This is a genomic window from Planococcus sp. A6 (genome assembly GCF_028823615.1).
Classification (GTDB): Bacteria; Bacillota; Bacilli; order Bacillales_A; family Planococcaceae; genus Planococcus.
The window spans coordinates 23,167-36,840 of record NZ_JAPEHT010000017.1; the positions used below are offsets into that span (position 1 = coordinate 23,167).

13 protein-coding genes and 1 riboswitch are annotated in these 13,674 nt (G+C 47.2%); of the genes, 8 read left to right on the top strand and 5 right to left on the bottom strand.

Annotation, left to right across the window (positions count from 1 at the left end; translation table 11 throughout):
• Positions 1-10 precede the first annotated feature (10 nt).
• The 5 genes from ON064_RS04340 to ON064_RS04360 all read right to left on the bottom strand — a co-directional run bounded on the left by ON064_RS04340 (position 11) and on the right by ON064_RS04360 (position 5,641).
• The gene (locus tag ON064_RS04340) at positions 11-1,408 is read right to left on the bottom strand and encodes a glycosyltransferase family 2 protein (RefSeq protein ID WP_274623781.1); all 1,398 of its coding nucleotides are present in this window, start codon (positions 1,406-1,408) and stop codon (positions 11-13) included.
• A complete protein-coding gene (locus ON064_RS04345) occupies positions 1,408-2,460 on the bottom strand; it encodes a HEAT repeat domain-containing protein (protein WP_274623782.1) in 1,053 nt (350 codons plus the stop codon). The genes ON064_RS04340 and ON064_RS04345 overlap by 1 nt, the downstream gene beginning before the upstream one ends.
• A complete protein-coding gene (locus ON064_RS04350) occupies positions 2,457-4,070 on the bottom strand; it encodes a diguanylate cyclase (protein WP_274623783.1) in 1,614 nt (537 codons plus the stop codon). Before ON064_RS04350 ends, ON064_RS04345 begins: the two co-directional genes overlap by 4 nt.
• Positions 4,071-4,346: 276 nt before the next feature.
• Positions 4,347-5,231 (bottom strand): amidase, encoded by an 885-nt coding sequence (locus tag ON064_RS04355; RefSeq protein WP_274623784.1) that lies wholly within the window; start codon positions 5,229-5,231, stop codon positions 4,347-4,349.
• Between the two features lie 44 nt (positions 5,232-5,275).
• Positions 5,276-5,367, bottom strand: a riboswitch (cyclic di-GMP riboswitch).
• 73 nt (positions 5,368-5,440) lie between these two features.
• A complete protein-coding gene (locus ON064_RS04360; RefSeq protein ID WP_274623785.1) occupies positions 5,441-5,641 on the bottom strand; it encodes a hypothetical protein in 201 nt (66 codons plus the stop codon).
• 841 nt (positions 5,642-6,482) lie between these two features.
• Here ON064_RS04360 and ON064_RS04365 point away from each other — a divergent pair.
• The 8 genes from ON064_RS04365 to ON064_RS04400 all read left to right on the top strand — a co-directional run bounded on the left by ON064_RS04365 (position 6,483) and on the right by ON064_RS04400 (position 13,642).
• A complete protein-coding gene (locus ON064_RS04365) occupies positions 6,483-7,616 on the top strand; it encodes a M20/M25/M40 family metallo-hydrolase (RefSeq protein ID WP_274623786.1) in 1,134 nt (377 codons plus the stop codon).
• A 97-nt stretch (positions 7,617-7,713) separates the two neighbouring features.
• Positions 7,714-8,883 (top strand): hypothetical protein, encoded by a 1,170-nt coding sequence (locus ON064_RS04370; RefSeq protein WP_274623787.1) that lies wholly within the window; start codon positions 7,714-7,716, stop codon positions 8,881-8,883.
• A gap of 45 nt (positions 8,884-8,928) precedes the next feature.
• On the top strand, positions 8,929-9,402 hold the full coding sequence (locus ON064_RS04375; RefSeq protein WP_058382491.1) for a hypothetical protein: 474 nt from the start codon (positions 8,929-8,931) through the stop codon (positions 9,400-9,402).
• Positions 9,403-9,441: 39 nt separating this feature from the next.
• A complete protein-coding gene (locus ON064_RS04380; protein ID WP_274623788.1) occupies positions 9,442-10,212 on the top strand; it encodes a VLRF1 family aeRF1-type release factor in 771 nt (256 codons plus the stop codon).
• Between the two features lie 241 nt (positions 10,213-10,453).
• Positions 10,454-12,385 carry a fructose-1,6-bisphosphatase gene (locus ON064_RS04385; protein WP_274623793.1) on the top strand — a complete coding sequence of 644 codons (1,932 nt, stop codon included), beginning with the start codon at positions 10,454-10,456 and terminating at the stop codon, positions 12,383-12,385.
• Positions 12,386-12,583: 198 nt separating this feature from the next.
• On the top strand, positions 12,584-12,883 hold the full coding sequence (locus ON064_RS04390; RefSeq protein WP_274623789.1) for a TIGR04104 family putative zinc finger protein: 300 nt from the start codon (positions 12,584-12,586) through the stop codon (positions 12,881-12,883).
• A 105-nt stretch (positions 12,884-12,988) separates the two neighbouring features.
• Positions 12,989-13,327, top strand: a complete 339-nt coding sequence (locus ON064_RS04395; protein WP_274623790.1) for a hypothetical protein — start codon at positions 12,989-12,991, stop codon at positions 13,325-13,327.
• A 39-nt stretch (positions 13,328-13,366) separates the two neighbouring features.
• The gene (locus ON064_RS04400; protein ID WP_274623791.1) at positions 13,367-13,642 is read left to right on the top strand and encodes a hypothetical protein; all 276 of its coding nucleotides are present in this window, start codon (positions 13,367-13,369) and stop codon (positions 13,640-13,642) included.
• The last annotated feature ends 32 nt before the right edge of the window (positions 13,643-13,674 follow it).

The following is a 13,674-nucleotide window of genomic DNA, read 5'->3' on the forward strand; positions in this document are numbered from 1 at the left end:
CTCCTTGCAATTAAGTCGAAATTCCTTTGCGTTTCATATCGCCCCAATGTGCTTTCTTTTGGAAAGTGGCGAAAATCCCTTTGACCCGCCACAATACCATAAGCGGGCGATACCAAAATGCCTCAGTCAATGCCCAGAAATACAGGCGCATCAAATGGGAGACTTTCGGGTATTTGTGGAGCGTCAATTCTTCTAGCAACACGGCGAGTGCCGAAATGAGCGATCCGTAGAATACCGTCACCAAGAACATGACACCGGCGACTTGCGGATCGACCAGCGAGAAGAAAAAACCGCCAAAAATGATAAAATAGCCGATAAACTCGAATACGGCGCCGAGTAGTTCAACAAACAAGAAATAAGGCATCGAAAACAAACCGATCGAGCCGTATCTCGGGTTGAGCATCATTTTTCTGTGATTCCACAAAGTTTCAAGCAGTCCGCGCTGCCAGCGGATCCGCTGAGACCTGAGCACTTCCAGCGATTCAGGGGCTTCCGTCCAGCAGACAGGGTCTGGGATGTATTCGATGCGCTGCTTGGATTTTTCTTCCCGCAGCAAACGGTGCAGCCGTACGACCAATTCCATATCCTCACCGACCGTGTTCTTATTGTAGCCACCGGCTTGGATGACGCGCTCTTTATTGAAGACGCCAAATGCCCCGGAGACGATCAACAAAATATTCAAATGACTCAACGCCAGACGGCCGATCAAGAAGGCGCGGAAATACTCGACGATCTGCATGAGGACGATTGGGCTTTTCGGCAAGCCAATCAGTTCCACTTTGCTTCTTGAAATGGTCGAGCCGTTGGCGATTCGGACAGATCCGCCGGTGACGATGATTTGTCCGTCTGATTCGATAATCGGTTTCATGCATTTTAACAGGCCGTCGTTTTCCAAAATGGAATCTCCATCAATCGCACAGAAGTATGGGAAAGAAGAGAGATTGACCCCGGCATTCAACGCATCCGCCTTGCCGCCGTTCGCTTTTTTGATGAGGCGGATATAAGGGAAGATCGAGGATTGATAAATGGCCTCGATTTCCGCGGTCTCAATGTGTGTGCGGACAGCGAAAGGGATTTTCTTCATTTTGAATTCTTCGATCATGCGCAGCGATGTGCTGTCTTTCGATCCGTCATCAATAACGATGATTTCTTTTTCAGGGTATTCCAGTGCCAATAACGAACGCACCGTGCTGACAACGCCGACTTCTTCATTGTATGCAGGCACCAGGATCGACACTGGATAGGTCGATTGGTTTCTTAAAAAATCCTCTGTAGACTCTCGCTTATCAAGCTTATTTTCTTTTTTGACTTTCCCATATGCCAGTGCAAAAAGACCAAGGTAGCTCAGGCTTGAAAAAAGCATATAGGCGATGACGATATAGGATAAAATCAGCGCTATTTCCTGCATTATTGTTCACTTCCTAGAAGGGAGGTTTTCCATTGATTCGCCATATCGCGTGCATAGCGGTCGGGATGGCTTTCTGCGAGATGAGTCAGCACGATATCCCCTTCCGAAAACTGCGTCAAGGCTTCGGCGGATGAGTGGCGGACCCACCAGACCGGATCCCCGAGCAGCTCGCCAAGCGTTTCCTTATAGCGCGACAATTGCAATTTCCCGGCAATCTGAGCGGCAAACATGCGCTCCGGCCAAGCGGTCGACTCGAAAAACGGCGCAAGGGCGCTTGGGGAATTCATGTATTGAAGATGAAGGATCGCTTTCAATGCCTGAATGCGCATCTCCATCTCGGGGTGCTGCAATTCTTCTTCAACGCGTGGAAGAAACAGCGTCATTCCCGCCATTCCGATATAGGAAACGGCAGAATGCTTCAGCGTCTGGTTGGTATTTTCATCTTTTAATGCAGCATCCAGCTCGTCTAGTTTCGTCAGTTCATCCAGCCGTTTGAATACATCGATATACAACCGGGCCGGGGCATCGAGGTATTTTGCAAGCGCCTCAATGGCCACTGTCTCGTTTAAAGAAGCGAGCGTGCGGATCAATTGCTGCGTTTCTTGGTCGAGCTTTGAACTTTTCGCTAATTTTTCCTTTAGCTGCGGCACGAGTGATTCCATCCGGAAATCTTCGATGAAATACAAAGTGTTCATTCGCATCGCCCAGTTTCCGCGCTTGAGCAGCTTCATATAGCGCTCGGAAAGGAATTCTTCCGACAGGCGTGAAACCGCGGGTGAATCAGCTCCCGCTTTAGTGACGGATACGTAATGATTCAATAAGCGTTCAAGTACGATCAATTGATAAGGAGAAGCTTTCAATTCTTGGATGAACCGTTCGTCTGAAGGGTCCATCATATAAGAACTGAACGAATCGGCTAAGGCACTGTATTGATGGTCGATGGTGGCTTCTCGTTTATTCGATTGCTGCTTGCGCCAAGCTAAGGTCAACAAGAGAAGCAATTGGCCGAAGAACAGGGAGATTATGAGGATCCAGAAATGCGACAAGTTCACTGGAACATCCTCTTTGTGAGCCGTTGGACACGAGCTACGACTTCCTGTGCATAAAACGGTTTGACGATGTAATCATCGGCTCCGCTCTTCAAGGCCAACACGATATCGGATTCGTTGTTGCGGGACGTGAGCATGGAGACGACGATATTGTCATGCGGATATTGCGAGCGCACATGGCTCAGCACCTCGAGCCCGTCCATCTTCGGCATGACGCCGTCCAGCAAGATCATGTAATTCTCGTCCGGCCGGTACCAGTCGGAATCGACCAGCGCGAGACCGTCTGCGTATTCTTCGATGTGAATATCGAAATCCTCCGCTTTCCAATTGGAAAATTGCCTGGCGACCAATTTGCGCACAAGCGAGTCGTCATCGACAATGACGATATTCAGTTTGCGCTTCAAATCGTGTTCTTCGGATTCGTACACCATCGTCTGATTGCGACCGTTTCGTTTGGCTTGGTACAAAGCTTTGTCGGCTTTGTCGACGATCGTTTCCTGTTTGAGCCGGTATTCGCTCACTCCTGCGGAGAATGTCAAGCGAAGCGGCGCAGTGGCGTTGACGGTGAATTCCGTTTCAGATAGCGCTTTATGCAGGTGAGCGATGAATGCAGCGGCTTCCTGCGGCTTGGTCTCGGGGAGAATTAATGCGAATTCCTCTCCGCCGTAGCGGAAGAACGAGTCCGAATCTCGCTTCAAGTTCAGCACAAATTGGCTGAATGAACGCAAAACTTCGTCTCCGGATGAATGCCCGTAGTCATCATTGATTTTCTTGAAATAATCCAAATCAAGCAATGCCAGTGTAAAAGGCTTTCCGGTTCGTTCTGCGAGATTGGTCATTTGTAGCAAGACTTCATCAAAGGCTTGGCGATTTCCGGCTCCGGTCAATTCATCAATTCGCGTGACTTGCAAGATGATTTCCTGGCCCCGCAGGCGATTTGCTAAATACGGGAGGAAATACGCCATATTCAATGGCTTGGCCAAGAAATCGGTGGCACCGACTTCCATTGCCCGGATTTGGTTATCAATTCGGTCATCTTCACTCATGATAGCGAGGGGAAGGTGTCGGCTTCTGCCGGCTTCGGCGATTCTTTCGGCTAGGTTGAACCCATCGGCATCCGGCAGCTTTGCATCCAATAACACCATCTGCGGATGCAATGTGTAAAATAATTCCGTGCCTTTTTGGCCATTCAAAGCGATGACGACAGGAATGCCTTTAGGCTCCAATGTCTCTTTGAGCTTCGCGGCAAATTCAGCATCGGAATCGATGACCAATACGAGGGCTTCATCATTCGAAGCTTTGCTTTCCGGTGCCTCCACCTCTGTCTCTTGTTGGCTTGCAGACTCGTCAGCTGCAAAATAATTTCGGAATGAAGACATGAATCCTGCCAGTGAATCGACAGCAAGCAACTCGGTGCTGTGTTCAGAGAAAGCGTCCAGCTCGCGTGCACAAAATTCGGATAGGTCCATCATGCCAATCGTCCCAGCGGTACCTTTCATCGTATGCAAAAACCGATAGACTTCACGCTCTTGGATCAGGCCTTGAGCAGCCCATTTCGAGAAATCCCGTTCCATTCGTGTGGCAAGTAAAGCTTTGTAATCTGTTTGGGCCAATTTCTTTCACCGTCCTTCGAAGAATGTCCCGAACTTGCTATGGGACGATATGCGGAGTTTTAAGCTCGCAAAGGATATTCCGTAATATGTCATTTAAATAGTTAAATAGATAATATTTTCCACTTATAGAATAACATCAATCAGCTTCTACGTAAGTGATTTACTCTTTCAAAAGTGACTTTCCAATGAAATTTTTCCGGTTCTCTGCAAAACAGAGTGCGAGAAATGAAAAAACAAAAAGACACTTCCAAAAATCATGAGAAGTGTCTGATCTTTTCATGGCTTGAGCGTCATCCAGCTGCCAACATGATGGATAGCAATTCCTTCGTAGGCAGAGTATCCCGAGTAATGGGCGGCCACTTCGCCCAACTGAAGATTCATGAACGCTTCGCCTTCCTCTGCAAAAGTGATGATGCTGCCTTCATCGGTTGTGCCTGTTTCTACGCCCACCACCACATGTTTGCCGTATTTTTCGGCCATGGCGATTTCGTTTTTGACGATTTCGATGATCATCGGGGCTGAATCCCGGTAAGCCATCAATGTGACTCCGTCCGTATTTGCAATGACCCATTCAGCCAATAATCCGCTGCCAAAGGTATTATTGTAAGGAATTTCGTCGAACCAAAAAGGCATGTCGGCTTCGAGCGGCAAGTTCAATTGAGATGAGCTGACGACGGCTCTTTGCAGAAGCGATTGATAGGACTTCACTGTAGTAGCGCGATTCGAATTCCATCCGCTGTACAAATAAGGCTCCACATCCAAATGGATGCCGTCAAAACTCGCCTGCTCCGTCGACCCGCTTTGGTAATTGCTCAGCCAGTTCATCAACATATTCTGATTTGTATAACCTTTTGGCGCAACCCAAGAAGGCGCCCCGTCGAGTGCGAACACGGCTATGCCGCGTGCGTGCGCTTGCGTGACAAAGCTGCGGTACGTATCTTTAGGAATGTCGCGGTCGATTTGAACGTAGACTTTATTGACGTTTTTGTTTTCGAGAAAAGCGAGCACAGCTGCTTCATCTTTCACGAACATCCATGGGTTCCATAGCCAAGTGGCACGGGTATCAGGCGCATCGCCGCTTGCCTGTACATTTTCTGCATGGCTGAACGCTGTCAGCATGAGAGACATTGCGAACATCAACATCGCCGCTTTCTTCAACATATTCTTTTCCTCCATTCTGTTAGCCGAGGCCCACAGAATGGGTACCTGGCAACCTGACGACCGTGCACTGCTTAAGCAGTGGGTAGGCTCATGGCTTTGCGTCCTTCCTTTTCAGGTAAGTTTGCCTTTTTCAGTTTTTTTCTTATTATAATTCCAGTATGTTGCATTAAAATAGTAACTATGTACCTATTAAAGCTTCTACGTGACGTTTATTGAGAAGTTTGAAACAAAAACAAAGCCGCATTCAGGAAAATGGCTATGAGGGGGATCGTAATCATCAAAATGCCTTTTCGTGTTTGCTGCGGGTCGTTTCCGTGTTGCTCGTTAAAATGTCGAGCCCATTTGCTGACCAGAAGGTGAGTCATAACAATAAAACCAAAAAGCCCCAATGAAATAAAAAGCTGTGTCACGTCCTATCCTATCCTTTCGTGATTTCGCGATGTTTAAAAAGAAGATTAAGATTGCATGAGAAAGAGCGCGGACAAACCGAACAATGCCGCAAGGGACATAAAAAGGATGCCCCCAGCAATCCGCCTCTTCCTGGCATCGTTGGCATATTTTTCTCGAATATAGGCGGCCCATTTCCAAACTAGAATATGAGTTATCACGATAAAACCGAGAATGAGCAAGCTGATAAGAGATTGTGTCATAACAAGTCCTTTCCATTAAAAGTTGGTTCCTGTTATTCCTCCTTACCCGTAAATGGCTCAATCACGCTAGACTCTCAGGAATGAAAAATTTATGGTTCAAAAATTTGTGGATTGAGCATAAAAAATTTGTTTCTAGCTAAAAAGAAGGTTATTTTTCTGAATAATCGGGTAACTAAGGTTATGTTAATATTCCTAGTTATATTTCATTAGATAAAACCCAATTTTGTATAAAGATATTAATTCAATTAGACTCTATTTTATTCAATTTTTTTACATTTAATTTTATTTGACCAAATCCACTGTAAATCATTCCATCTCAATGTACGTTCCCTCACAAAAACACTCTTCGTTTCACTTCTTATAGAGCATAGCTTAGCGCATTAAAATAAATACATAATTCTTCAACTAAAATGTAAATAGGTTCAAGCAGACATCAGAGCCCAAAAATAGAAAATGCGATCATTTTCCACGCGGGCGCATTTTTGCATGCATAAAGCATAAACAAAATTTCAGCGTTATTAGTAAATAAGCAGTCCATCCAACGCGATCATCCGTTTTCACGAAAAATTGAATAGCGGCATCATGAACAGGAGGGACAACCATGTCTACAGAACGTTTAGTCGAGGAATTCAAGTCGCTTGTCCGCCTCGACTCGGAATCGTTTGCGGAAGGAGCATTTCAAAAAGACTTGGTGCAAAGATTTAAAGGTCTTGGCTTGGACATGTGGGAAGACGACACAGTAGCGCAGACCGGGCTTGGCGCCAATAATTTCATCGCCCGTCTCGACGGGAATGCTTCCATCGAGCCGTTGTTTTTCTCGTCCCATATCGATACAGTATCTCCCGGCCAAGGGATTCAGCCAATCGAGAAAAATGGCCGCGTTGAATCGGATAAGACGACCATTTTGGCGGCCGATGACAAGGCTGGCATCGCAATCATGCTCGAACTGATCAAGCGCTTGAAAGAACAAAATATCCAACACGGCCCGCTTGAGTTTATCTTGACGCCTGGTGAAGAAGTAGGCTTGCTTGGGGCGAAAGCAGTGGATATTGATCAGCTGCAAGCTCAGTACGGATATGTGCTGGACAATGGCGGCCCGGTCGGGGGCATTATTACCGCGAGCCCGACCATGCAGCGCCTTAATATCAGTGTGACGGGCAAAGCGGCGCACGCTGGCTTGGAGCCGGAAAAAGGAATTTCTGCCATCGAAGTCGCGTCAAAAGCAATCGTACGGATGAAGCTTGGCCGCATTGACGACGAGACGACAGCCAACATCGGCCAGGTTCATGGCGGGACTGCGATGAACATCGTCATGGATCATATGGAAATGATCGCGGAAGTGCGTTCTCTCAATCATCAAAAATGCCTAGCTCAAGTGGAATCGATGCGACAAGCGCTGGAAGAGGAAGTGGAGCGTTCCGGGGCGCAGCTAGACTTTCAAGCGACGCAATTGATCACGGGTTATCAATTTGACCCAGCGCATCCACTTCTCGCCCATGCCAAGCGCAGCCTAGAGCCTTTAGGGCGAAAAGCCCGCTTTGAGCGGAGCGGCGGTGGAACCGACGCCAATGTTTTTAATGAAAAAGGAAAAGCCGTGGTCAATGTGTCTATTGGCTACGAAAATATCCATACAGTCGAAGAATATATTCCGGTTGATGAATTCGAGCATGCAGTGGAATTTGCGTTGCAATTAGTAAAAGGGATGCCTGCTTTCCATGCTGAATTAAGCGAATAGAATCGAAAAAACGAATGCTAGCAACACTCCTTTCAACTTCTGCGGCCATCCAAGGGTTTTCAATGATCTATCTGCTGTGTAAAAGGGCGGAATCAGCATGACACCGATCATCGCCTTTACCCTTATCATGCTCATCTGGACAGTCAGTGATTACATCTCCAAGAAAACAAAAGCTTTATTGTCGTCGCTATTCGTCGCCTCGATCATTTTCCTGATCGGATTCAAGACCAATTTATTTCCGGAAGATTTATTGCCAACCTCTGCTTTGCTGCCTCTTGGCCAAACCGTTGTCGGCATGATCATCGTCCATTTGGGCACATTGATCAGCTTGGATGAATTCAAGCGACAATGGCGGACGTTCTTGATCGGCGTCTCCGCAGTCCTTGGGATCGCCATTATGTTGTTCACCATCGGCAGGCTGCTGCTGGACACGAATTATGTATTGAGTGCAATCGCAGCGATTAGCGGCGGGACCATTTCAGTCATCATCGTCCAAGAACAGGCCTTGAACGCAGGATTAATCTCGGTCGCTGTATTCCCGGTGCTGATTGCTGCCTTGCAAGGGCTCATCGGATTTCCGCTTACCTCCATCATTTTACGAAAAGAGGCGATGCGGATACGGGATGGCGTGCGTGATGGCAGCATTACCCGAAAAGCAGCTGTCGAAGAAGAGAAGACGGACGTCAAGGAGACGATCTTGCCGGAAGCCTTCCAGACGACGGCAGGAACTCTCTGTGTGGTCGGGCTCGTTGTAATTCTTGCCATGTTTTTGAGCGGGCTGACGAATGGCTGGTTGAACACCTTTGTTATCGCATTGCTGCTGGGGATTGCGCTACGGGCAACCGGCGTCTTGAAACCAAATGTCTTAAATGGCATCGATGCGTACGGTTTGATGATGCTGGCGATTCTTTTGATTATTTTCGGGCCGCTTGCAACGACTTCGTTTGCAGACCTCGTGGAGTTATTGGTGCCGCTACTGATCGCGTTTAGTCTCGGCGTCATCGGTATTGTGCTGTTTGCGATGCTGGCCGGCAAATTTTTGGGCTACACATACCCGATGGCCGTCGCAATCGGCCTGTCCTCGCTTTACGGATTCCCGGGGACCTTGATCTTGAGTGAGGAAGCAGCCAAAAATATCGGCGAAACGGAAGACGAAATCCAGGTCATCGAAGACGAGATTTTGCCGAAAATGGTCGTTGCCGGCTTTTCGACCGTTACGATCACTTCTGTCTTCCTTACCGGGATATTGGCATCATTTATTTACTAATTGAGCTACTGCTGCCGCCAAAAACTAAAAATGGAGGAGATATCGATGGCTAGAAAGAAGTCCGAGCATTTTCACATCATCACCTTGTCATTCGAAGACAATTTGAAGGCGTATCAATTATTCAGCCAGCTCAAGCAATACCACGTGGAAGGACAGATCGAGCTGCAGCAGATTGTCGTGATCGAACGGGAAGAAAACGGGTCGTTCGCTTTTAAAGATGCGGCCGATTTATCCAGATCGAACACAGCCACTAAAGGGGCGTTGATCGGAATGGCTGTCGGGATTTTGGGCGGGCCGTTCGGCGTGCTTTTCGGTACGCTGACAGGCGGCATGATCGGAACTAGTAAGGAATTGAAACGATTGAAATCCACTGAAGAATTGTTCAAAAAGACCATTGGCAATATTGAACTCGGGACGACGGGCATCATCGCGATCGGAAAAGAATACGAAGAATCCGTGCTGGATGGATTGGTGGACGAACTGGGCGGCAAAGTGACGAGAACCGATGAGGAACTGTGAACCAGGCGAAGTTCGGTACATCATGAAGGAGGGATTCAAGTGGGGCTATCTACAGAAATCAACCAGCTGAAAAACCTTGAAAATTCCGAAGCTGGCGTCTTGTCGATTTATTTAAGCACCAAGCCGGAAGAGCGAAGCCAATGGAAAACCCATCTGAAAAACGGATTCAAGCAACTCGAACAGCAAGTGGAAGGAGACGCTGAAAAACACAAGGCCTTTCAAGAGCTAAAGGGTAAAGTTGAACAGGAGCTGAAACATAGCGAACCGCGTATGCTGCGCAGCCTCATTGTTTTTGCGGAAGGCAGCGACGGGCTTTTTGAAGTGCATTTCTTGCAATTGGATGTCGATAACGAATTTGTTTACGGCGACTCTGCCAGCACCTCCCAACTGGAAGCTCTGGACCGCAAATTTCCACAGACCGGCATCGTGGTTGCGCAAACGGAAACCGTTACGGTGCATAATTCCAGCTTGGGTGAAATTGACGACAGCTGGGTATTCGAATTGGATTTGGATACCGATGACTGGCGCAAATTTCAAGGAAGAAGCGCCAAAGGCCAAGCTTCGTCGAGCAGCCAAGTCGACCAGTTCGACAACCGGAAAGAAAAACAGATCCGCAGGTTTTACCGTGAACTTTCCGCTGAACTGGCGAAGTTACACAAAGAATACGGCTGGTCCGAACTGGTGTTGATTGGCCATCAACGGCCGGTCAATTTGCTCGAGGATGAATTAGACATGAAAGCGGACCGTGTAGTAAATAAGAATTTAGGAGGGGCAGAACACCAACAAGTGCTTCAAGCTGCGTTTGAATAAGAATAGACGGCTTTTACAAAAACTGTGTCTTGCACTCGAATTGTGCAATGCGCAGTTTTTTTTGTCTGCCTGCCCATTTTCTCCCGTCCTTCAATTAATACTAGAGCCTTCACGGAAACTGCTATAGACTGGGAATATAGAGAAATTCCTTCCACATACCTGTTTGGTGAATACGCTTTTCAGGAATTTACTTTCAAATGAATTCGATTCAGACATATTACTTGAAGGAGGGTTCCGTATGATCAGTTCAAAATACTTGGATCTACTGGCAGAAAAATACGATAGCGAAGAAAAAGTGGCGACGGAGATCATCAACCTGGAAGCCATCTTGAATTTGCCGAAAGGGACGGAGCATTTCGTCAGCGACCTTCACGGCGAATACCAGGCGTTTCAGCATGTGTTGCGCAACGGCTCCGGCAACGTCAAAGTGAAAATTAGGGATCTTTTCAAGAACGAGATGGGAGAAGAAGAGCTTAACGAATTCGCGACGCTTGTCTACTACCCAGAAGAGAAATTGAGCCTGATCAAGAGCCACTTCAGCAGCAAGAAAGAGCTGAAGGAATGGTATATCGAAACGATCGAGCGGCTGCTCAAGCTGGTGTCTTACGCATCGTCTAAATACACGCGCTCCAAATTGCGTAAAGCCTTGCCAAAGCAATTCGTCTATATTATTGAAGAACTTCTGTACAAGACGGATGAATTCACCAACAAAAAAGATTATTACGCAAAGATGCTCGAACAAATCATTTCTTTGGGGCAAGTAGACAAGCTGATCGTCGGACTTGCTTATACGATGCAGCGGCTGACCGTCGACCATCTGCACGTCGTCGGCGATATTTACGACCGGGGCCCGGATCCGCATAAGATTATGGACACGCTTATTGATTACCATTCCGTCGACATTCAATGGGGCAACCACGATGTCCTGTGGATTGGTGCCTATTCTGGCTCCAAAGTCTGCCTCGCGAATATTATCCGCATCTGTGCACGCTATAACAACCTGGACATCATCGAGGATGTCTATGGCATTAATTTGCGCCCGCTGTTGAATTTGGCGGAGAAATATTACGAAGACAATCCGGCATTCCATCCGAAGCGCATTTCAGATGAACAATTGACGGATCAGGAACAACTGCAGATCACGAAGATCCACCAGGCGATTTCGATCATTCAGTTCAAGCTCGAAAGCCCGATCATCAAACGGCGCACCTGCTTCGCCATGGAAGACCGCTTGCTCTTGGAGAAAGTCGATTACGACAAGAACGAAGCGACGATCCACGGCAAAACCTATCCGCTTGAGAACACGTGCTTTGCCACGATCGATACAGAACATCCCGACCGCTTGCTCGATGAAGAGAAGCAAGTCATCGATAAATTGTTGTTCTCCATCCAGCATTCCGAAAAACTGTCTCGGCATATGAACTTCCTCATGAAAAAAGGCAAGCTGTATCTTCAATACAACGGCAATCTGCTGATCCATGGCTGCATTCCGCTCGAAGAGAACGGCGATATGAAGCAAATGGAAATTGAAGGCGAAAGCTACGCCGGACGGGAACTGCTCGATGTTTTCGAAGAATACACCCGCTACGCATTCGCGCATCCGGAAGAGACCGATGATTTCGCGACCGATATGGTGTGGTACCAATGGACAGGCGAAAATTCCTCGCTGTTCGGCAAACGCGAAATGACGACGTTCGAACGCTATTTCATCAAAGACAAAGAAACGCATAAAGAACGGAAAAACCCGTATTATCATTTGCGTGAAGACGAAGACATGTGCCGCAAAATGCTTGCGGAATTCGACTTGAATCCCGATCATGGCCGCATCATCAACGGTCATACGCCGGTCAAGGAACGGGACGGCGAAGACCCGATCAAAGCGAACGGCAAAATGATCGTCATCGACGGCGGGTTTTCGAAAGCCTATCAATCGACGACCGGAATCGCCGGCTATACGCTTCTATATAATTCTTACGGCATGCAGCTCGTCGCCCACCAGCGCTTCAATTCCAAAGAAGAGGTATTGCAAAACGGTACCGACGTCTTATCGATCAAACGATTGGTCGACGAAGAACTTGAGCGCAAAAAAGTGCGGGAGACGAATATCGGGGAAGAGCTCCTGCAGGAAATCGCCAATTTGAACAGCTTAAGAAAGCATCGCTATATGAATTAACCGCATCAAGAGCAAGAACTGGCATCCAGTTCTTGCTCTTTTTTATTGAGGAGAAAATCGGCAGATCTAATTATTGCGAAATTAAAACCCAGTTAATTGGCATTTGCATTGTGGGAATTTTTGGTTATCTCTGTTAGTCTAATAAGGACAAGGTCTTAAAGAGTGTGAATAAAATAAAAAACTGAATGGGGGGAGTCCATGCCGATTTGTCAAAATTGCCATAAGCAATGGAGTTGGAAACAGACGGTTAAAAAGATGTTCACATTGGATACGGGAATGATTTGCCCGCATTGCGGGAAAAAGCAATTGCTTACTACCCAATCGAAAAAAAGAGCCGGCCTTACCAACTTTCTGACGCCATTGGCTATGCTTTTCGGGGTTTTATTTAATCTTTCGTTCGTTACGATATTCCTGCTGATTATCGCTAGTGGCGTCACCGTTATAGCTGCTTACCCATTTTTAGTCGAATTGACAGAGGAAGACGAACCGCTTTGGTAAAGTAAGCGGGAAGAAGGACGTGTTCATATTTTCTATCCATTCAGTTTTTACATCGCCATTTTAATCGCCATCCTGTATTGTGTAGTCTTGTGGATGCTACGAAACTTGAAGAAATTCAGGTTGCCTTTGTTTGTCTACGGGCTTGTGGTGCAACTTTCGTTTCTCGCGTTCTTTTTTGGGATGAGCCGTTACTTCAGGACCAGTGACAGTGTGAACCGGGATTATTACGATGTCTTTGGGAACGGCCTCGCGATCTTCTATCTATTGATGGTCGTTCCATTCGTCGTGGCGCTATGGGTGCAGGTCTATAAAGGCGTATGGCGGCTAGAAATCGGCAAGTTTTCCAAAATCATCATGGTGGTGTTATTTGTCCTGGTGACTTTAGTAGTCGCATTCGTCGGTTTTTATGCACATATCCTGTTCTACTACGGCTTTGCGCCGTGATGGCAGGCCGCGAGCTTTCTTGGAAAAGGGAGAGATGAGATGTTCGGTAAATATTCAATGGGACTCATCGTATTGGGAAGTCTATTGCTCATGTTCAACCGGCTGATGTCTGGGTATTCCGAGCCGCTCGCACTTATCGGTTTTCTTTTGCTGTTTGCAGCGGCGGGCGCCGTTTTCTTGGCTGTGTTGAAAAGAGAGCCGGGGCAATTGAAGGTTTGGTCGCTCTCTATTTTCTTCGTCATCCTTTTTGTCATCACATGGGCAGAACCCTTCGAAATTTTGCGCCTGATGACGTGGTTGAAAAATATTCAATAAAAAAGCGTGGGGCACCGATTCAATCGGTGCCC